The organism is Sinorhizobium sp. M4_45 (assembly GCF_002885915.1).
Taxonomy (GTDB): Bacteria; Pseudomonadota; Alphaproteobacteria; order Rhizobiales; family Rhizobiaceae; genus Sinorhizobium; species Sinorhizobium meliloti_A.
The window spans coordinates 659,849-679,752 of sequence record NZ_NWVE01000002.1; the positions used below are offsets into that span (position 1 = coordinate 659,849).

Annotated in this window: 21 protein-coding genes; 10 read left to right on the top strand and 11 right to left on the bottom strand. The window is 63.2% G+C overall.

Going from position 1 to position 19,904, the window contains the following annotated elements; all coding sequences use genetic code 11:
* Positions 1–105 precede the first annotated feature (105 nt).
* The 5 genes from CN933_RS08860 to alr form a co-directional block, all read right to left on the bottom strand.
* On the bottom strand, positions 106–846 hold the full coding sequence (locus CN933_RS08860) for an SDR family NAD(P)-dependent oxidoreductase (protein WP_018094643.1): 741 nt from the start codon (positions 844–846) through the stop codon (positions 106–108).
* An 11-nt stretch (positions 847–857) separates the two neighbouring features.
* On the bottom strand, positions 858–2,348 hold the full coding sequence (gene purF, locus CN933_RS08865) for an amidophosphoribosyltransferase (RefSeq protein WP_018094644.1): 1,491 nt from the start codon (positions 2,346–2,348) through the stop codon (positions 858–860).
* A gap of 146 nt (positions 2,349–2,494) precedes the next feature.
* Complete coding sequence (locus tag CN933_RS08870; protein ID WP_018094645.1) at positions 2,495–3,094, bottom strand: CvpA family protein; 600 nt, start codon at positions 3,092–3,094, stop codon at positions 2,495–2,497.
* A gap of 75 nt (positions 3,095–3,169) precedes the next feature.
* Entirely contained in the window at positions 3,170–4,573 is a 1,404-nt protein-coding gene (gene radA / locus CN933_RS08875; RefSeq protein ID WP_018094646.1) for a DNA repair protein RadA, read from the bottom strand.
* A gap of 123 nt (positions 4,574–4,696) precedes the next feature.
* Positions 4,697–5,836, bottom strand: a complete 1,140-nt coding sequence (gene alr / locus CN933_RS08880) for an alanine racemase (RefSeq protein WP_018094647.1) — start codon at positions 5,834–5,836, stop codon at positions 4,697–4,699.
* 132 nt (positions 5,837–5,968) lie between these two features.
* Between alr and CN933_RS08885 the strand changes: the two genes are divergently transcribed.
* The 3 genes from CN933_RS08885 (at position 5,969) to CN933_RS08895 (ending at position 7,963) form a co-directional block, all read left to right on the top strand.
* A complete protein-coding gene (locus CN933_RS08885) occupies positions 5,969–6,826 on the top strand; it encodes an AraC family transcriptional regulator (RefSeq protein ID WP_100672099.1) in 858 nt (285 codons plus the stop codon).
* A 184-nt stretch (positions 6,827–7,010) separates the two neighbouring features.
* On the top strand, positions 7,011–7,664 hold the full coding sequence (locus CN933_RS08890) for an AzlC family ABC transporter permease (RefSeq protein ID WP_086017457.1): 654 nt from the start codon (positions 7,011–7,013) through the stop codon (positions 7,662–7,664).
* The gene (locus tag CN933_RS08895) at positions 7,661–7,963 is read left to right on the top strand and encodes a branched-chain amino acid transport AzlD family protein (protein ID WP_018094650.1); all 303 of its coding nucleotides are present in this window, start codon (positions 7,661–7,663) and stop codon (positions 7,961–7,963) included. The genes CN933_RS08890 and CN933_RS08895 overlap by 4 nt, the downstream gene beginning before the upstream one ends.
* Positions 7,964–7,973: 10 nt before the next feature.
* On the opposite strand, the gene CN933_RS08900 is transcribed toward CN933_RS08895, so the two are convergent.
* Positions 7,974–9,473 (bottom strand): replicative DNA helicase, encoded by a 1,500-nt coding sequence (locus tag CN933_RS08900; protein WP_003531702.1) that lies wholly within the window; start codon positions 9,471–9,473, stop codon positions 7,974–7,976.
* A gap of 320 nt (positions 9,474–9,793) precedes the next feature.
* Between CN933_RS08900 and CN933_RS08905 the strand changes: the two genes are divergently transcribed.
* The 3 genes from CN933_RS08905 to CN933_RS08915 are packed head-to-tail and all read left to right on the top strand — an operon-like array spanning position 9,794 to position 12,923.
* A complete protein-coding gene (locus CN933_RS08905) occupies positions 9,794–10,246 on the top strand; it encodes a MarR family winged helix-turn-helix transcriptional regulator (RefSeq protein ID WP_018094652.1) in 453 nt (150 codons plus the stop codon).
* Positions 10,243–11,838, top strand: coding sequence for an MFS transporter (locus CN933_RS08910; protein WP_018094653.1), 1,596 nt, complete (start codon positions 10,243–10,245; stop codon positions 11,836–11,838). Before CN933_RS08905 ends, CN933_RS08910 begins: the two co-directional genes overlap by 4 nt.
* 17 nt (positions 11,839–11,855) lie before the next feature.
* Positions 11,856–12,923 carry an HlyD family secretion protein gene (locus tag CN933_RS08915; RefSeq protein WP_033047218.1) on the top strand — a complete coding sequence of 356 codons (1,068 nt, stop codon included), beginning with the start codon at positions 11,856–11,858 and terminating at the stop codon, positions 12,921–12,923.
* Between the two features lie 91 nt (positions 12,924–13,014).
* Here CN933_RS08915 and rplI read toward each other — a convergent pair whose 3' ends face one another.
* The 4 genes from rplI to rpsF all read right to left on the bottom strand — a co-directional run bounded on the left by rplI (position 13,015) and on the right by rpsF (position 15,495).
* Positions 13,015–13,590: a 50S ribosomal protein L9 gene (rplI, locus tag CN933_RS08920; RefSeq protein ID WP_018094655.1), complete on the bottom strand. Its 576-nt coding sequence runs from the start codon at positions 13,588–13,590 to the stop codon at positions 13,015–13,017.
* A gap of 34 nt (positions 13,591–13,624) precedes the next feature.
* A complete protein-coding gene (locus CN933_RS08925; RefSeq protein ID WP_018094656.1) occupies positions 13,625–14,578 on the bottom strand; it encodes a YybS family protein in 954 nt (317 codons plus the stop codon).
* A gap of 193 nt (positions 14,579–14,771) precedes the next feature.
* Entirely contained in the window at positions 14,772–15,020 is a 249-nt protein-coding gene (gene rpsR / locus CN933_RS08930) for a 30S ribosomal protein S18 (RefSeq protein ID WP_003531693.1), read from the bottom strand.
* 25 nt (positions 15,021–15,045) lie between these two features.
* Entirely contained in the window at positions 15,046–15,495 is a 450-nt protein-coding gene (gene rpsF, locus CN933_RS08935; protein WP_018094657.1) for a 30S ribosomal protein S6, read from the bottom strand.
* 343 nt (positions 15,496–15,838) lie between these two features.
* Here rpsF and CN933_RS08940 point away from each other — a divergent pair, with 343 nt between their 5' ends.
* Positions 15,839–16,171, top strand: a complete 333-nt coding sequence (locus tag CN933_RS08940; RefSeq protein ID WP_018094658.1) for a four-helix bundle copper-binding protein — start codon at positions 15,839–15,841, stop codon at positions 16,169–16,171.
* 26 nt (positions 16,172–16,197) lie between these two features.
* On the opposite strand, the gene CN933_RS08945 is transcribed toward CN933_RS08940, so the two are convergent.
* Entirely contained in the window at positions 16,198–17,241 is a 1,044-nt protein-coding gene (locus CN933_RS08945) for an aldo/keto reductase (RefSeq protein ID WP_018094659.1), read from the bottom strand.
* A gap of 335 nt (positions 17,242–17,576) precedes the next feature.
* Here CN933_RS08945 and fabD point away from each other — a divergent pair, with 335 nt between their 5' ends.
* The 3 genes from fabD to CN933_RS08960 all read left to right on the top strand — a co-directional run bounded on the left by fabD (position 17,577) and on the right by CN933_RS08960 (position 19,856).
* Positions 17,577–18,521 (top strand): ACP S-malonyltransferase, encoded by a 945-nt coding sequence (gene fabD / locus CN933_RS08950; RefSeq protein WP_018094660.1) that lies wholly within the window; start codon positions 17,577–17,579, stop codon positions 18,519–18,521.
* Positions 18,522–18,545: 24 nt separating this feature from the next.
* Positions 18,546–19,283: a 3-oxoacyl-[acyl-carrier-protein] reductase gene (gene fabG, locus CN933_RS08955; RefSeq protein WP_018094661.1), complete on the top strand. Its 738-nt coding sequence runs from the start codon at positions 18,546–18,548 to the stop codon at positions 19,281–19,283.
* A 336-nt stretch (positions 19,284–19,619) separates the two neighbouring features.
* Positions 19,620–19,856: an acyl carrier protein gene (locus CN933_RS08960; RefSeq protein ID WP_003531676.1), complete on the top strand. Its 237-nt coding sequence runs from the start codon at positions 19,620–19,622 to the stop codon at positions 19,854–19,856.
* Positions 19,857–19,904: the final 48 nt, after the last annotated feature.

A 19,904-nucleotide genomic window follows, 5' to 3' on the forward strand; every position in this document is an offset into this window, starting at 1 on the left:
GCGAGCGGATGCCCGCCGGGGGCGGAGCACCAGTCGCCAATCACCTTCGCCCCGCTTGCGGGGAGAAGGTGGCCGGCAGGCCGGATGCGGGGAAGCGCCGCCGGCCTATTCCGGCATGCGGTAGTCGACGATCTTCTTTTCCCGAACGATGAAGAGCTTTCCCGTCTCGGTCTGCTCGGGGCCGAGCAGCGGCAACAGCGCCTGAGCCACCTCGGAGGGATGCGGAAGGGTCTCGGGATCTTCGCCGGGCACGGCCTGCGCCCGCATGGCGGTGCGCGTGGCGCCCGGATCGACGCTGAGGATGCGCAGCGGCAGGCGCTGCGTCTCGTAGGCCCAGGTGCGTGCCAGCGCCTCGACCGCAGCCTTGGAGGCGGAGTAGGGCCCCCAGAAGGGCTTGCACTTGTGCGCCGCGCTCGAGGAGAGGATGAGGGCGCGGCCGGCATCCGAACGGACGAGCAACGGTTCGAGCGAGCGGATCAGGCGCCAGGTCGCGGTGACATTGATCGCCATCACCTTTTCGAAGACCTTGGCTTCCACATGCCCGATCGGCGAGATCGTGCCGAGGACGCCCGCATTGGCGACCATGATGTCGAGCTTGCCCCAGCGCTCGTTTATGGCACCGCCGAGCTTGTCGATGGCGGCCATGTCCGACAGATCGAAGGGGACGAGCGTTGCCGACCCGCCGAAAGCCTTGATCGCGTCGTCCAGTTCTTCGAGGCCGCCGAGGGTGCGGGCGCAGGCGACGACGTGGGCGCCGGCCTTGGCGAGTTCAAGAGCAGTGAAATAGCCGATCCCGCGCGATGCGCCGGTGACGACGGCGATCCGGTCTTTCAGATTGGGCGTCATGTTGTTGTTCGTTATCCGTTGCTTGCGAGAACCGAGAGTTTGCGAACGTTGCTCGCTGCCCCCTGGTCGAGAAGGCGGGTCGGGTAGTCTCCGGTGAAATAGTGATCGGTGAACTGCGGCGCCTGGGGGTTGCGCGTCTCGCCGCCGACGGCACGATAAAGCCCGTCGATGGAGAGGAATTCGAGCGAATCGGCGCCGATGAAGCGACACATGGAGGCGAGGTCGGCATGCTGGTTGGCGAGCAGCTTGTCACGGTCCGGCGTATCGATGCCGTAGAAATCCGGGTGGAAGATCATCGGGCTTGCGACGCGCACATGCACCTCGCGCGCGCCTGCGTCACGCATCATCTGGACGATCTTGACCGAAGTGGTGCCACGGACGATGGAATCGTCGACGAGCACGACGCGCTTGCCGGCGATCATCGCCCGGTTCGCAGAATGCTTGAGCTTGACGCCGAAGGCGCGGATCTGCTGCGTCGGCTCGATGAAGGTCCGCCCGACATAGTGATTGCGGATGATCCCGAGTTCGAAGGGGATACCGCTTTCCTGCGCGTAGCCGATTGCAGCCGGAGTACCGCCATCCGGAACGGGCACCACGACATCCGCCTCGACGGGGGCTTCGATGGCGAGGTTCTTGCCCATGTTCTTGCGGGCGACATAGACGTTACGGCCGCCGACGACGGAATCCGGCCGGGCGAAATAGACGTATTCGAAAAGGCAAAGGCGTTCCGGCAGCGGATTCTGCGGCTTGCGGGCATCGATGGTGATCGACCCGTCCGCCTGAATCTCGCAGATGACGATTTCGCCGTTCTCGATATCGCGAACGAACTTGGCGCCGATGATATCCAGCGCGCAGGTCTCCGAGCAGAAGATCGGCTTGCCGTCGAGTTCGCCCATGACGAGCGGGCGAATGCCGTTCGGGTCGCGGGCGGCGATGAGCTTGGTGCGCGTCAGAGCCAGCATCGAATAGCCGCCTTCGACCTGGGCGATCGCGTCGGCGAAGCGGTCGCTGGAGGAGACGTGTTTCGACCGCGCGATCAGGTGCAGCACCACTTCGGTGTCGGATGTCGACTGACAGATGGCACCGTCTGCAATGATCTGGCGCCGGAGCGTCAGCCCGTTCGTAAAGTTGCCGTTGTGCGCAATTGCGATTCCGCCTTCCTGCAGCTCGGCAAACAGCGGCTGGACGTTGCGCAGGACCGTCTCACCGGTGGTGGAGTAGCGTACATGGCCGATCGACATCGAACCGGGCAGCTTCGCGAGCGTCGTCGGATCGGTATAGTGGTCGCCGACGAGACCCATCCGGCGCTCCGAATAGAACTGCCGCCCGTCGAAGGTGACGATGCCGGCGGCTTCCTGCCCTCGATGCTGGAGAGCATGCAGGCCGAGCGCCGTCAGCGCGGCGGCGTCCGGATGCCCGAGAATGCCGAAAACGCCGCACTCCTCATGGAGGGTGTCGCCGTCGAGTTCGTCATGAATTTCGCTGGATCTGAGATCGGTCATCGCAATTCGCCTTTGCTACGTGCCGGTGCGCATATCGTGATCGGGCCGCCAGTCTTCAAGCGATCTTACCCGAAAACACTGACAAGCGTCATTCCAAATGGATAAAGCCCGCACAGCGGGCTTTGTCGCAAACTTTCCTGTCGATCTCAGCCGTTCGTCGCCGGTGCTTCCTCGCCGGGCGCCTGTTCCGTCTGAGCCGGCGGCGTCTCGCCTTCGCCTTCGCCGGTCGTATCCTTTCCGCGCAAGCGGTCGAGAATGGTGGCGTCGGCCTCTTCCGGCAGCAGCGCCACCAACTGATTGCCGAGATTGTCGAGCAGCGGCTTCGACTTCGCGTGGGTCACCCAGACGGGCTGCTGCTGCGGCGCCACCAGCCAGTTGAAGAACAGCATGGCGACGACGACGAGCAGAATGCCGCGAGCGGCTCCGAACAGGAAGCCGAGCGTGCGGTCGAGCGCGCCGATGCGGCTGTCGATGATGAAGTCGGCCACCCGCATCGTGATGAAGGAGATGATGATCAGTGCGATCAGGAAGATCACGGCCGCCGAGCCGATCATCGCGACCGTTCCGCTGGTCGTGTACTGGCTGGCGTAGGGCAGAAGATGCGGATAGAGGAAATAGGCCGCGGCGGCTGCGCCGACCCAGCTCGCCACCGACAGAACCTCGCGCGAGAAGCCGCGAACCATCGCGAGGATGGCCGAAAACAGCGCGACGCCGAGAACGATACCGTCGAGAATTGTGATGGGCATGTTGTCCTTACTCCGACTTCACCGCCAATCGCCAGGCGGCACATCCTGTTGATGCTCCAGGGCGCGGCTATTCCGTCAGTCCTCGTCATTCGTCTGCTGCAGGGCACGCCGCGATCCCGCGATACGCGCCACCAGATCCGGCAGGCTTTCCATCTCGCTCCAGCGGCCGTTGCCGTTCTTCGGCAGCTCGGTCGATGCAGATGGCAGGACGGCCTGGGAGAAACCGAGCTTCTCGGCTTCCTTGAGACGTTGGGCGGTATGCGCAACCGGCCGGACTGCACCCGACAAGCTGACTTCGCCGAAATAGACGCAATCGGCCGGCAGGGCAAGCCCGGCAAGCGACGAAACCAGTGCGGAAGCCACAGCGAGATCGGCCGCCGGTTCGGAAATGCGATAGCCACCCGCGACATTGAGATAGACGTCGTGCTGACCGAGGCGAATGCCGCAATGGGCTTCCAGCACGGCGAGGATCATCGAAAGGCGGGCCGAATCCCAGCCGACCACCGCGCGGCGGGGCGTTCCGAGCGATGTCGGCGCGACCAGCGCCTGTACCTCGACAAGCACGGGCCGCGTGCCCTCCATGCCGGCGAAGACCGCGGCACCCGGGGATTTCGCGTTGCGTTCGCCGAGAAACAGCTCCGACGGGTTGGCGACCTCGCGCAGGCCCTTGTCCGACATTTCGAAAACGCCGATCTCGTCGGTCGGTCCGAAGCGGTTCTTCACCGTCCTGAGGATGCGGTAATGATGGCCGCGGTCGCCCTCGAAATAAAGGACGGCATCGACCATGTGCTCGACGACGCGCGGGCCGGCGATCTGGCCCTCCTTCGTCACGTGGCCGACCAGCACGACCGCCGTGCCCGTCTGCTTGGCGAAGCGGATCATCGCCTGCACGCCGGTGCGGACCTGCGTCACCGTGCCCGGTGCGGAGTCGACGATGTCGCTCCAAAGCGTCTGGATCGAATCGATGATGACGAGGTCCGGGCGCTTGCCCTCGGAAAGCGTCGCGAGGATATCTTCGACATTCGTCTCGGCCGCAAGAAGCACGTCGCTGTCGGCGGCGCCAAGCCGCTGAGCACGCAGGCGGACCTGGGCGATCGCTTCTTCGCCCGAGACATAGATTACCCGATGCTTCCGGCGGGCAAGTGCCGCGGCCGCCTGCATCAGTACGGTCGACTTGCCGATGCCGGGATCTCCGCCGACGAGCAGTGCGGATCCGCGAACGAAGCCGCCGCCGGTCACGCGATCGAGTTCCGAAATGCCGGTGTGGATGCGCGGCGCGTCTTCGATCTCTCCGGACAGCGTGGTAAGTGCGACGGGACGCCCCTTCTTCGGCGTGCGCATGGGACCGCCGCCGATCCCTCCCGTCGGGTCATCCTCGATGATCGTGTTCCACTCGCCGCAACCGTCGCACTTGCCCACCCAGCGGGAATGGACAGTGCCGCAATTCTGGCAGACGAACTGGGTGCGGGCTTTCGCCATGGATGTCGGCTTTCGGATGTTTGCGGGCAGATGGCGGAATTGCCGCCGCCCGAGAATCACTCTTGGCGGTCACATAATGCCGCGAATTCCCGATTGAAAGGACGATATTCCTTTGCGCCTTGTTCAAGCGCCTCCGACATAGGTCCGATGATACCGGCGGCCGAGACTCGTCAGCAGCTCGTAGCCGATGGTGCCGCCGGCGCGCGCGACGTCGTCGATGGCGACATTGCGTCCGAAGACCTCGATGTAATCGCCGGCACGCACGGCCGTTTCCGGCAGGTCCGTGACGTCGAACAGGCTCAGATCCATAGTCACCCGCCCGACATGCGGCACCTTCATACCATGCAGGAAACCGAAGGCGCCCGAGGGCATCGCCTGTCTGAGGGTGACGCCGCCGCCCGAAACCGAACGGTGGTAGCCGTCGGCATAACCGATCGCGACCGTCGCAATGCGGCTGTCGCGGCCGAAGCGGACCGAGGCGCCGTAGCTTGCGGTTTCGCCGGAGGGAACCGTCCTGACCTGCACGATGCGCGCTTCGGCGGTGACGACCGCTTTCATCGGATTGACGGCGCCATCTACCGCTTCGCCGCCATAGACCGCGATACCGGGCCGGGTGAGATCGAAGTGGTAGTCCGCGCCGAGGAACACGCCGCCGGAATTTGCGAGGCTTGCCGGCACGCCCTCGAAGGCGGCCGTAACCTCGCGGAAACGCTGAAGCTGATAGCGGTTCATCGGGTGTCCAGGATCGTCGGCGCAGGCCAGATGGCTCATGACGAGGACCGGCGAGAAACTCGCAGGCCGCGCAGGGTCGTGGGCGAGGGCAACGGCCTCCTCAGGCGACAGGCCGAGCCGGTTCATGCCCGTGTCGACGTGGAGAACGCAGGGGTGGTCGCCCCGTTCGGAAAGCGCTGCCATGAAGACCGCCAGCTGCTCCTCCGAGTTGATGATCGGCACGAGATCGTTCTCGAAGAACAGTTCCTCGTTGCCGGGCCACATTCCCGCGAGAATGTAGATTCGTCCATCCGGAACAAGCGGGCGAAGCTCGGCCCCTTCTTCGACACTGGCCACGAAGAAATCTCGCGCGCCGGCGGCATAGAGAGCCGGTGCGGCATGCACGACGCCGAGGCCGTAGGCATCGGCCTTCAGAACGGCGGCGGTGCGGGCGTTTCCGGACCGCTCGTTCATCGCCCGCCAATTGTCGGCAAGCGCGGTGAGGTCGACGGTGAGCCTGCTGGAGGCGGAAAGAAACTCGGGGCTTTGCATACTGGAACTCTGCGTGGGTGATACCCGCAGCAATACATCCAAGTGCTCCGTGCCGCAAACCGCCGACGCAATGCTCCGGCCGAAAGCACTTTTATGCAAGACGAGCCTTTCCTCGCCCGATAAGATCGGCCGATGGAAACGATCTCACAGGAAAAGGCCATCGAGGCCATGCCGCTCGAGGGAGCCGAGCGGACTCGTTTCTGGCGCGACCCCCGCTTCAAGGGCATGGAGTGCCTCAGCGCGACCTTCATCACACACGAATTCGCCCCCCACGCGCACGACACCTTCAGCATAGGTGCGATCGAAGCGGGTTCCCAGATCAGCACGATCAAGGGGGAACGATCGCAGACGGGCCCGGGAGATCTCTATCTCATCAACCCGGATGAAATCCACGACGGGCATCCGGGTCATGAAGGCTACCGCTACCGGATGATCTATCCATCCACGGACCTGCTGGTGGAGATTCTCGAGGATGTGACCGGCCGCTCCTTCAAGGGAACGCCGTCCTTCTCGCGGCTGCTTCTCACCGATAGAGAGCTTGCGATCGGCTTTCATCGTGCGCACCGCGCATTGGAAGGCAAGGTCGGTACGCTCGAAGCGGACGAAAGCATGTTCGGGTTCCTGGCCAGGCTCTTCGAGCGCCACGGCAACGCTATCATCGTCCCTCTGCAGACGCGCGAGAGTTCAGCCGTGCACCGGGCACGCGACTATCTTGTTGAAAACTACACGCACGATATCGGGCTGGAGGAACTTGCGAAGCTGGCGGGGCTCAGCCGCGCCCATCTGATCCGCGCCTTCCGAAAGGAATTTCACATCACCCCGCATGCTTTTCTCACCGACAAGCGGGTGCGGGAAGCCAAGGCCCTTCTGCGCAAGGGCTGGTCTGCGGCGGACACCGCCTATCACTGCGGTTTTGCCGATCAGGCGCATTTCAGCCGCCATTTCAAGGCTCGGACCGGCGTGACGCCGGGCACCTATCGCTCAGGCTGATCACTTTCGTTCAAGACGGCCGTCCTCTGCCGGGCTACCTGCTGGCGCACTTCCAGGAAAAGCGCGTAACGGTTTTTCCGTCCCGGAAGTGCGCAATTTCAGAAGATTGGTGTTGCAGGTACGGGAGACCCCTGGCGTGAAAAAGGTGCGGGCAGTCGAGGAATTCTGGGGCGGTTTCAGGGCGATGGCACCGCTTATCGTGGCGGTGATGCCGATCGGGCTCGTCTTCGGGGCCGTCGCCGCAACCAAGGGCCTGTCGACCCTCGAAGTCGTGATGATGAGCGCTCTGGTCTTCGCCGGCGGTTCGCAATTCGTCGCGCTCGACATCTGGACTCATCCGGCCTCCTGGGCGGTCCTCGGATTTTCGGCTCTGCTCGTCAATATCCGCCATCTTCTGATGAGCGCGTCGATCGGCACGAAGATGCCGGCCTTCTCGGGGCCGGCGAGATATGCCGCGATGCTTCTCCTTGCCGACGAGATATGGGCCATGGCCGAGGTCCGGGCCGGTGAGTCGCGGCTCATGCCTGCCTGGTATGCGGGCCTCGCGGTGCCGTTCTATTTGGTCTGGGTGCTTGCCGGCCTTGCCGGCTCGCTCGCCGGCGCGTTCCTCGGAGACCCGAAAGCGCTCGGTCTCGATTTTGCGTTTCCCGCGGTCTTCATCGTCCTGGTCATGGGTTTCTGGAAGGGACGAGAGACCGGCGCGGTTCTCGCTGCGAGCGCTGCGGCCGCGGTCCTCGCGCACCAACTCCTCCCCGGAGTCTGGTACATCGCAGCCGGCGCGGGGGCGGGCGTCATTGCGGCGCTCTTTACCGGGGAACGTCAGGAGGCCCGCGCATGACGCTCGATCCGCACACGCTTCTTGCGATCCTCGCGATGGCCGTTGCGACGGTGCTGACCCGGATCGGCGGTCTCGTCCTCATCCGTTTCGTAACGATAGGTCCTAAGCAGAAGCGGGCGCTGGAGGCGATTCCGCCGGCGGTATTGATGGCCGTCATCGCGCCGACGGCGCTGGTCACCGGGCCGGCCGAAACGCTCGCAACCCTCGCGACAGCGCTTGTCGCCACGAGGCTTCCGCTGCTGGCCGCCGTGGCGGCCGGCGTGATCGTCGTGGCGGTTGCGAGGGTGTTCGTGGGGTAGAGTGCGCCCCTCAGTGCTCGTACTGCGTAAACGACGGATCGGCGAGATCCGAGAAGCGCGTGAATTCCGACTGGAAGGCGAGCTTCACGGTACCGGTCGGTCCGTGGCGCTGCTTGGCGATGATCACGTCGGCCGTGCCCTTCACTTTCTCCATCTGCATCTTCCACTCTTCGTATTTCGGATCGAACTCGTCGCGCGGTTCCATGTTCTTCACGTAATATTCCTCGCGGAACACGAAGAGAACCACGTCGGCGTCCTGTTCGATCGAGCCCGATTCACGCAGGTCGGAGAGCTGCGGCCGCTTGTCCTCGCGGCTTTCCACCGCGCGCGAAAGCTGCGACAGCGCGATGATCGGCACGTTGAGTTCCTTGCCGAGCGCCTTGAGGCCGGTGGTGATCTCGGTGATTTCCTGTACGCGATTTTCGCCCGACTTCTTCGAACCGGTCATGAGCTGGATGTAGTCGACCACGAGCACGTCCAGGCCGCGCTGCCGCTTCAACCGGCGCGCGCGTGCGGCAAGCTGGGCGATCGAGATACCGCCGGTCTGGTCGATATAAAGCGGCACTTTCTGCATCATCTGCGAGCAGGCGACGAGCTTCTCGAAATCCGCTTCCGAAATGTCACCGCGGCGGATCTTCGAGGAGGAGACTTCGGTCTGCTCGGAGATGATACGGGTAGCGAGCTGTTCGGACGACATTTCGAGCGAATAGAAGCCGACCACGCCGCCGTTCTTGGCCTTGAAGGAGCCGTCGGGCTGTACTTCCGGCTCGTAGGCGGCGGCGATGTTGTATGCGATGTTCGTCGCGAGGGAGGTCTTGCCCATGCCCGGACGGCCGGCGAGGATGATCAGGTCCGAACGCTGCAGTCCGCCCATCTTCCCGTCGAGGGAATGGATGCCGGTGGAAATGCCGGAGAGGTGACCGTCCCGCTCGAACGCCTGTCCGGCCATGTCGATCGCGAGCGCGACCGCGTCGTTGAACGATTGGAAGCCGCCATCGTAGCGCCCAGTCTCGGCGAGTTCGAACAGGCGCCGTTCGGCATCCTCGATCTGGCTCTGCGGCGGCATGTCGAGCGGTGCGTCATAGGCGATGTTCACCATGTCTTCACCGATGGTGATCAGCGACCGGCGGAGCGCCAGGTCGTAGATCGCGCGGCCGTAGTCCTCCGCATTGATGATGGACACGGCTTCGGCGGCGAGGCGCGCGAGATATTGCGCAACGGTCAGGTCGCCGACCTTCTCGTCGGCCTTGAGAAAGGTCTTGACCGTCACCGGGTTGGCAGTCTTGCCCATGCGGATGATTTCGCCGGCGATCTCGAAGATCCTGCGATGCAACGGCTCATACAGGTGTACGGGTTTGAGGAAGTCCGACACCCGGTAGAAGGCGTCGTTATTGACGAGAATGGCGCCGAGCAGGGCCTGTTCCGCTTCCAGATTGTTCGGCGCCTCGCGATAATGCTGTTCCGCCTGATCCTTGGCCAAAGGGGCGAGCTTTCGCGCTGCGTCGTTCATCGTTTTCCGTTTCCGCTTATGATCCCGTGAGGCACCGGTTTGCTGACTGTTGCCCGCCGCGTCTAGTGCAGGCACGCAACAGTGGCGTGCCATACAACCCCGCCTGTCGCCTTTGCCCGTTGTTCGACTGATCCACAGGGAGGCAAGGGAGAAGTTGTAAAAAAATACATTCTCACGCGATGCTGGTTGACGCAGCGGCCATGGGTAAAAACTACCTGATTCGCGTCCCCGCGTCCTCGATGGGCATCTTGAAAAATGCCCATGGCCGGATTAAATAGTGTCAGATAGTTAGCATGCTAGTAATATGGAAAAGACACTAAATGCCGAATCCAAGCGACAATCGTGAACTGTTCGACGCACTTGCGACCGTCAATCGCAAACTGCGGTCGGTGTTCGACGCGCGGGTGAAGGAGCGCGGCCTGACGCTGCCGCGTGCGCGGATGCTGTTCGCGCTCGCCAGGAAAGAAGGTCTGAACCAGCGCGAGTTGGCCGAAGAGCTCGATATCGAGACGCCGACGATCGTTCGCCTTCTCGACGGCATGGAAAAGCAGGGGTTCATCGAGCGCCGGGTCGAGATTTCCGATCGTCGTGCGAAGCAGATCCATATGACGGACATTGGCCGCTCCGTGGCGGATGAGATTCAGAAGCTCGCGAGCGACATCCGCGAGGAGGTCCTGGGCGGGCTGCAGCCACAGGAAATCGCCGTGGCGCTGAAGGTCGTCTGCAAGATCGCGACGAACATCCAGTCGATCGGGCGGAGTGGCGACCGATGAATGCCGTTGCCGCTCCCGACTCGATGCGCATCGGTAGATCGGCTCTCTATATCGCCGGCTCCGCTCTCCTCTTTCTGACGCAGGGCCTCGGCATGAATCTCGCCTCGGCCAATCTTGCGCAGGTCCAGGGGTCGCTTTCGGCCACGTCGGTGGAGGCTGCCTGGCTTGCCGCTGCCTACATGGCGCCCAATGTCAGCCTTTCGGCCGCTCTCGTGAAGATCCGCGCCCAATACGGTCTTCGCCGCTTCGCTGAGATCGGCATAGTCGGCTTCGTCATCGCTTCACTGATGAACGTCTTCGTCTCGGACCTTCATTCGGCGGTCGTCGTCCGCTTCATCAGCGGCATTGCGGCCGCGCCGATGTCGAGCCTCGGCTTTCTCTATATGCTGGAAGCCTTTCCACCGGCGCGCAAGCTGACGGTGGGCCTCGCACTCGCACTGACATGCACGACCTTGGCCGCTCCGATCACGCGGCTGATTTCGCCGCGGCTCATCGAGATCGGACAATGGCACGGGCTGTACACGCTCGAGATGGCGCTCGCGCTGATCGCGCTGCCGATCATCTATCTGCTGCCGCTGACGCCGGTGCCTCATGCCAAAGTCATCCAGCGTACCGACATCCTCAGCTACCTGCTGCTCGCCGTCGGCTTCGGCTGCGTTGCCGTCGTCCTCGTAATGGGGAGGCTCTATTGGTGGTTCGAGGCACCCTGGCTCGGCATGCTGCTCGCCTTGGCGGTCGTTACCCTCACGGCCGTCGTACTGATCGAGCTCAATCGCGAGCAGCCCTTGATCGACATACGCTGGTTGGCCTCGCGCGAGATCGTGCATTTTGCTGCCGTACTGTTGATCTTCCGCCTCGTCGCCTCGGAGCAGTCGGCGATCGCCACCAACTTCTACCAATTGCTCGGCCTGCAGTATGACCAGCTCGCGACACTTTACTGGATCATTCTGGCCGCATCGCTCGGGGGCGGTCTGCTCTGTGCGGCGCTGATGAAGCCGGGGCACGCGGACGTCATCCACGTGTTCGCCCTCGGCATGCTCGCTGGCGGCGCCTTTATGGACAGCCATGCGACGAGCCTCACGCGTCCGGAACAAATGTATGTGAGCCAGGCGCTGGTCGCCGCCGGCACGGCCCTTTTTCTGCCGCCGGCCATGGCCCGCGGTTTCACGGCGGCACTCGCGAAAGGCCCGAGCTACATCCTGAGCTTCATCGTCGTCTTTCTGTTCACGCAGAGCATCGGCGGCCTGATGGGCTCTGCCGCCTTCGGAACCTTCGTGACACTGCGGGAGAAGTTCCACGCCAACATTCTGGCCGAGCAGATCGTTCTGACCAATCCTCTGGTCGCGCAGCGCATCGGGCAGTTGTCGGGCGCCTACGCCAAGGCAATCGGCGACAGGGCGTTGCTGAACGGGGAGGGCGTTGCCCTGCTCGGACAGACGATCACCCGCGAGGCCAACATCCTCGCCTACAACGATGCCTTCCTGCTGGCGGCGATCATAGCGCTTTTCGCGCTCGCGGTGCTGCTCATCCAAATTGCTGTCAAACGGCTTGCCGGGCGCGATCCCGACACCATGCAGGCGGCCATATCTTGAACAATGAAGTCGTTATCATGCTGAAAAACTTCCGCTCTCCTACCACGCTCATCGTGCTTCTTGCCGGCCTCGCCGGTCTTTCACTCGTCCTCTACGCCTGGCGTTTGCCGCCCTTCGCGAGCTCCGTCGAAACCACGGAGAACGCCTATGTCCGCGGCTATGTCACGACCATCAGCCCGCAACTTTCCGGCTACGTCGCGGAGGTGCCGGTGCGCGACTACGAGGAGGTGAAGGCTGGTCAGCTCCTCGTCAGGATCGATGACCGGATTTACGTCCAGAAGCTTGCGCAGGCAAAAGCGACGCTTGCGACACAACGGTCGGCACTGGCCAACTCGTTCGAACAGGAGCTATCGGCAAAGGCCGGAATCGCCGCGAGCAAGGCCCAGCTCGACGGGGCCAAAGCGGCTCTGGCAACGGCGAGAGCAACCTGGGACCGCATTCGCCCGCTCGCCGACAAAGGTGTCGCGACGCGGAGCGACGCCGACCAGGCCCGGGCTGCGTTCGAGCAGGCGGACGCGGGCGTCAAACAGGCGATCGCAAATCTCGAGGTTTCGCGCCAGTCGCTTGCGACGACGCTCGGCGCCCGCGCCGGCCTCGAGGGTGCGGTAGCCGGCGCCGAGGCGGCCGTGGAACTCGCCGAGATCGACCTCGACAACACCAGGATTGTTGCGCCGCGTGCCGGCAGGCTGGGCGAGATCGGTGCCCGTGTCGGGCAATATGTCACCGCCGGCACACAGCTGCTCTCGGTGGTGCCGCACGACGTCTGGATCGTCGCCAACTTCAAGGAGACGCAGCTTGACGGAATGCGGGTTGGTCAGCCCGTCACCATTTCGGTAGACGCCCTGAACCGGCAGGTGCTGAGAGGCCACATCGAGCGCTTCTCTCCCGCTGCCGGATCGGAATTCAGCATCATACGGCCCGATAACGCCACCGGCAATTTTACCAAGGTGGCGCAACGTCTCGGCGTGCGCATCGCCGTCGATCCCGAACAGCCAATGGCCGACCGCCTTGCTCCCGGGCTTTCGGTGGTGGTGAGGGTCGACAAGGCGGCCGAACCTCAGGCGGCGATCGCGTCCGCCGGGTAGGGCAATTCCAGGTTCCGCGAGGAATCGCCCGCAAACAAAAAGCCCGGATCCGATCAGATCCGGGCTTTTTTCCTTGAGGTCCGCTCGGGACTTATTCCTCTTCGGACTCGATCTCGGCTTCCGGGTTGAAGAAGTCTTCCGGCTTCAGGGCGTCTTCGTCCACGCCGTAGATGGCATCGGCCGAGGTCAGGCTTTCGCCCTTGGCCTGGCGCTCGGCTTCTTCGGCCGAACGGGCGACGTTGATTTCGATCGCCACGTCGACTTCCCCGTGCAGGTGCAGCGTGACCTTGTGCAGGCCGATAGCCTTGATCGGCTGGTTGAGGTCGACCTGGTTCCGGTTGATGTTGAAGCCTTCGGCAGCCAGTGTCTCGACGATGTCGCGGGCGGCAACCGAGCCGTAAAGCTGCCCGGTCTCGCCAGCGGAACGGACGATGATGAAGGACTTGCCGTCAAGCGAATCGGCAACCTTCTGGGCTTCCGACTTACGCTCGAGGTTACGGGCTTCGAGCGTCGAGCGCTCGGATTCGAAACGGGCCTTGTTGGCGGCATTGGCGCGGAGCGCCTTGCCGAGCGGCAGCAGGTAGTTGCGCGCGAAGCCGTCGCGAACCTTCACGGTTTCGCCCATCTGGCCGAGCTTGGCGATGCGTTCGAGGAGAATGACTTCCATTTTGATTTCCTTTCAGTTTTGTTCGTTTCGTTGGTCAGTTTTTTCCCGTGGGCGTGAGTGCGATGGCGCGGCGCGTATCGATCAAGCCGGACAGGAGGAAGAAGAAAGCCGGAATCGTAAAGACGAACACCGACAGGTATGCGATCCACAGCACGGGAAGCCGCCAGGACTTGCCGCGCGTGCGAAAATGAAAAGAGGCGAAGCCCGACAGCAGGAAGCCGGCGCCGAAGGTACCGCAGACGAGCGCACCGATCACAGCCGGCGCCCCGCCGAAGAAGGTGAGGGCCAGGCCGCCGAGAAAAACGAAGATGGCGTTGCGGTGCATCCTGAGCGACGAGGGAACGTCCTCCCGCGGCCGAAGCGCCTTTCCGGACAGCTGTACGATGCGGGTCGCGAGATAGTAGGCGGCGAACAGCATCAATACCCAGATGGCACCCTGCACCAGCGGCAGCGCCAGCGTGAATATCGACTTGAGCTGAGCGATCGCCGCGGCATCCGGATTGTAGAGCGGTTCCTGCGCCTTTACCGCCTCGACCACCATGTCGACCATGATGTCGGAGACGCTCGAGTCGTATCCGACGATATAGCCGACGATGATCATGCCGACCGTCACCAGTCCGGCAAGATGCACGAGGATGTCGGAGAGCGGATACCAGGCGAGTGAACCCTCGGGACCGCCGAGTTCGGAAGCCGGGCGCGCAAGATTGGAGAGGTGGCTGAGCCAGCCGGCCGGGACGAGCGTCACGACGACGATCAGCAGTGCGAAATAGGGTGACACGAGTGCCACTGCTGCCCCGCCCGCGACCACGATGGCAGCGATGGCGGCGGCGTTTCCCCAACCGAGACCCGCAATCAGGATCGGCAGCGCGGAGGCGGCGTAGAGAACGATCGCAAGAGACGACTGCGTATTCGCGCCCATCGACAAGAGGGCGGCGGTAATGCCGGCGAGAACGCCGGTCAGCAGCGATGTCCTGTTCCAGTTCTTCACGTTCGCTGTCCTGCTTGAGAGGCAGTTAGGGGCGGCCATCCGGCCATTGCCCCAACATGGGATTTGCGCGCCGTTCCGGCGCGTTTCCGATCCGCGCCCACCGCGGAAGGGAGGGATCGAGGCACACTTGAGAGCGCGCCTCGATCGGAACTGGTTTCCGTTGAGTCAACCGATCAACGGAGCGCCGGCCGCCTTACGATACGATGTAGGGCAGCAGGCCGAGGAAGCGGGCGCGCTTGATCGCCTGGGCGAGTTCACGCTGCTTCTTCTGGGAAACGGCCGTGATGCGCGACGGCACGATCTTGCCGCGCTCGGAAATGTAGCGCTGCAGGAGACGGACGTCCTTGTAGTCGATCCGAGGAGCGTTTGCGCCCGAGAAGGGGCAGGTCTTGCGGCGACGGTGGAACGGACGGCGTACCGGAGCGGAAGAAACTTCAGCCATTGTCTTTATCTCCTAAAGCTTCTTGTTAAGCGCGGTCTTCGCGCGGGCGGCGCGGACGGTCATCGCGGTCGCCACGGTCCGGACGCGGACCACGGTCGCCAAACCCGCCACGGTCCGGGCGGTCGCCGTCGCGGCGCGGGCGATCGTCGCGGTCGCGCTTCTGCATCATCGCGGACGGGCCTTCCTCGTGCTTGCTGACGGCGATCGTCATGTAGCGCAGGATGTCTTCGTTGATGCGCATCTGACGCTCGACTTCGTGCACGGCCGGTGCCGGGGCATCGATGTCCATGAGGACGTAGTGAGCCTTGCGGTTCTTCTTGATGCGGTAGGTGAGGGACTTCAGGCCCCAGTTCTCGACCCGACCGACCTTGCCGCCGTTCGATTCGATGACACCCTTGTACTGCTCGACCAGAGCGTCGACCTGCTGCGGCGTGATGTCCTGCCGAGCGAGGAATACGTGTTCATAAAGAGCCATTGTGGCTTGCCTTTCTTGCGTTAATCAGCCCGGACCTCGGCGGCTAAGCCTCAACGACTGTTCTTAAAGGCTATGAGAGCCGGCAAGAAAGTGTTGTATCGAGACGGTCGAGAGCGGAGACACGGGAGGCCGGAATGCCTTACATTCCTCGCGGTTTCCGAATGGAAACCGGCCCTCCGTTCAGCCACCAGCCAGAAGACCGGGCGTTTCGAACAGCGCGCTTATACGGGTTTTCACCCGAAATGCAAGCGCTCTCGTCGGATTGGCCTCCCGGCTGCGCTCATCCGGAACAAAAGCGCCCTTGCGCTGTTGAGTGGGCTTCCACCCCATCCGGGAGAAGAAAATGGCCCCCTTCGATCCGAAGATGCAGGAATGCATCGAGAATTGTCTTGCCTGCTATCGCGTCTGCCTTTCTACGGCGATGACGCATTGCCTCGAGACCGGCGGCGAGCATACCAAGCCGCCGCACTTCCGGCTGATGATGGCCTGCGCGGAAATTTGCAGGGACGCGGCGCATTTCATGCTGCTGGGTACGCCGCACCACAAGCACCTGTGCGGCGAATGTGCCGAGATCTGCGCGGAGTGCGCGGACGACTGCGAGCGCATCGGCGACATGGGCGATTGCGTCGACGCCTGCAGGCGCTGTGCCGAGAGCTGCCGCCAGATGGCGGCATGAAGCCGCCGCTCCGGCGGGAGAGTGTTTCAGATCGGCGCCGGATAGAGCCGGTGCAGCCGCCGGATGCCGTTCATCACGTCCTGGGAGAGAGTGACGTCGGCGGCGCCGAGGTCATTCTTCAGTTGCTCCATGGACGTGGCGCCGATGATGGCCGAGGCCATGAAGGGGCGCGTGAGACAGAACGCGATCGCCATTTGAGCGGGGTCAAGACCGTGTTCGCGGGCGAGTGCGGCATAGGCGGCGACGGCGGGCTCCTGATGCGGCGTGTAGCGGCCGCCGAGGTCGCCGTTGATCGACAGGCGCGACCCGGCCGGCCTGGCCCCGTCCAGATATTTTCCGCTCAACAGCCCGGCCGCCAGCGGCGAATAGGCGACCAGGCCGATATCTTCGTGGTGCGACACTTCCGCCAGGTCGAGATCGTAGCTGCGGTAGAGCAGACTGTATTCGTTCTGGATCGTTGCGACGCGCGGGAAGCCGTATCGGTTGGCGAGGTCGATCATCTTCATCGCGCCCCAGGCCGTATCGTTCGAAAGACCGACCGCGCGGATCTTGCCCGCTTTGACGAGTTCGCCGAGCTTGTCCAGAATGGCCTTGAGATCAGCCGCAACCTCCTCCCTGTTCTGGTGGGAAGGATCATAGGACCAGGCGTTTCGGAAGTGGTAATGGCCGCGGTTGGGCCAGTGCAACTGATAAAGGTCGATATAGTCGGTTCTGAGCCGCGCGAGGCTCGCATCGACCGCCTCGCCGATCCCTTGCGGGGTGACCGGGCCGCCATTGCGGATGTAGGCACGGCCGGAGCCGGCGACCTTGGTTGCAACCACCACGTCGTCACGGCGGCCGCGCGCGGCCAGCCAATCGCCGATGATGCGCTCGGTGTTGCCGTAGGTCTCGGCTGAAAGCGGCGTGGTCGGATAGAGTTCGGCCGTATCGATGAAGTTGACGCCATGATCGAAGGCATAGTCGAGCTGTTCATGGGCCTCGGCCGGCGTGTTCTGCGAGCCCCACGTCATCGTTCCGAGACAGATGGACGAAACCTTGATGCCGGTGCGGCCGAGTTTGTTGTAGCGCATGACGTTCCTTGTGGGGCGGGTTCGCGCCCAGGGAGGAAGGCGCTCCGCCTTGGAAATGACGGTTGGCCGCAGCCCGGGAAGTTCCGGAACGGCGCGGCGGCAAAGCGGGGCAAACTTAAGCCTTGATTGGCGAAGATCAAGGGCAAAAGACCGTAACCAACCGGCGAAGCGCGGCTTCCGCGCTTGACTTGCGGTTCAGGAATGTGAATGGAGAGGAAAATGCGGGGCGGCGCCAACGGTCCGGGCGGTTCATCTGCACCCGCCCGCGCAACTGAAACGGTCACGGTTATTGGCTTGCTCCGAATCAGCCGCGACCCATGAAAGGGGCACTCTTGATGAGCACCGCATTCACGTTCCCCGGTCAGGGCAGCCAGGCCGTCGGCATGGGCAAGGATCTGGCCGAGGCCTTTCCGGAGGCTGCCGCCGTCTTCGCCGAAGTCGACGAGGCGCTCGGCGAAAAGCTTTCCGACATCATGTGGAACGGCCCTGAGGACACGCTGACGCTGACGGCGAATGCGCAACCGGCGCTGATGGCGGTGTCCATGGCGGTCATCCGCGTGCTCGAGGCCAAGGGCGTCGATCTAAAGGGCAAGGTTTCCTTCGTTGCGGGCCACTCGCTCGGGGAGTATTCGGCGCTCTGTGCGGCCGGTACCTTCTCGCTCGCCGACACGGCGCGTCTTCTGCGCATTCGCGGCGATGCCATGCAGGCGGCCGTGCCCGTCGGCAAGGGCGCGATGGCGGCGATCATCGGTCTGGAGCATGACGATGTCGAAGCGATCTGCCGCGACGCCGCATCGCTCGGCTCGTGCCAGATCGCCAACGACAACGGCGGCGGCCAGCTGGTGATCTCGGGCGAGAAGCCGGCTGTGGAGAAGGCCGCGGCTCTTGCATCGCAGAAGGGTGCCAAACGCGCGCTGATGCTGCCCGTGTCCGCCCCCTTCCATTCCGCGTTGATGACACCGGCGGCAGAAGCCATGCGCCAGGCGCTCGCAACGGTCGAGAAGCGCGATCCCGTGGTCCCGGTCGTCGCGAACGTGCTTGCCACGCCGGTAAGCGATGCGGGCGACATCGCACGCCTGCTTGTAGAGCAGGTGACCGGGCAGGTGCGCTGGCGCGAGACGGTCGAGTGGTTTGCGTCCCATGACGTAACGACGCTTTACGAGATCGGCTCGGGCAAGGTCCTGACGGGACTTGCCCGGAGGATCGACAAGACCGTCACCGGCATCGCCGTCAATTCGCCCGCCGATATCGATGCGGCGCTTGCCGTCCTCTTGGCCTGAGCGCCCTACTATAAGGAGAAATCCATGTTCGATCTTTCAGGCCGCAAGGCTCTCGTTACCGGCGCTTCCGGTGGTATCGGCGAGGAAATCGCCCGCATGCTGCATGCTCAGGGCGCCGTCGTCGGACTGCATGGTACCCGCGTCGAGAAGCTCGAAGCTCTTGCCAACACCCTCGGCGAACGGGTTCAGATATTCCCGGCAAATCTCTCCGACCGGGCGGAAGTCAAGGCGCTCGGTGAAAAGGCGGAAGCCGATCTCGGCGGCGTCGACATCCTCGTCAACAATGCCGGCATTACCAAGGACGGGCTCTTCGTCCGCATGAGCGACGAAGACTGGGACAACGTCATCGAAGTCAATCTCACGGCCGTCTTCCGGCTGACGCGCGAGCTCACGCATCCGATGATGCGCCGTCGCTTCGGCCGCATCGTGAACATAACCTCGGTGGTCGGCGTCACCGGCAATCCGGGGCAGGCGAATTACTGTGCCTCGAAGGCCGGCATGATCGGCTTCTCCAAGTCGCTTGCACAGGAAATCGCCACCCGCAACGTCACGGTCAACTGCGTCGCGCCGGGCTTCATCGAAAGCGCGATGACCGGCAAGCTGAACGACAAGCAAAAGGAAGGGATCATGTCTGCGATCCCGATGCGGCGGATGGGAAGCGGAGCCGAGGTCGCCTCCGCCGTCGCCTATCTCGCTTCGAACGAAGCGGGATACGTCACCGGTCAGACGATCCACGTCAACGGCGGCATGGCGATGATCTGACGAGGCGATGGAGTGTGCGGTACCTTGGTCTTCGGCCTGTGCCGCGAGCTCCGATCTGCCTCTTCGTTTGTTTGTGCCAAATGCCTGAAAATCAATGTTGACCAAGGGAATATCGGGCATTTTCGCACTTTGCGGCAGGCATAAACCGTGTTAATCGGGCCATGACTGCGCGCAGTCGACCGTTCCGGCCAGGTGTCCGGCAGCTCTTGTTGCCCTAGGTTTCCGCGGTTTCGGTTGGATGGATTGCCCGTTGGACCAACTTGGTCTATCAGGCGTGATAGAGTGCCGGTGCCGGTAACAGCGCCGTAGAGAAACATAAGGTCGAGGAACTCCGACATGAGCGATATCGCAGAACGCGTGAAGAAAATTGTTATTGATCATCTTGGCGTCGACGCCGAAAAGGTCAGCGAAGGCGCAAGCTTTATCGATGACCTCGGCGCGGACTCGCTCGACACCGTCGAACTGGTCATGGCATTCGAAGAAGAATTCGGTGTCGAAATCCCGGACGACGCTGCAGATTCGATCCTCACCGTCGGCGACGCCGTCAAGTTCATCGAGAAGGCCCAGGCCTGACCTTCTGGCTTGAGTCATTGGCGGGCCGCACTCGCGGCCCGTTCAGCC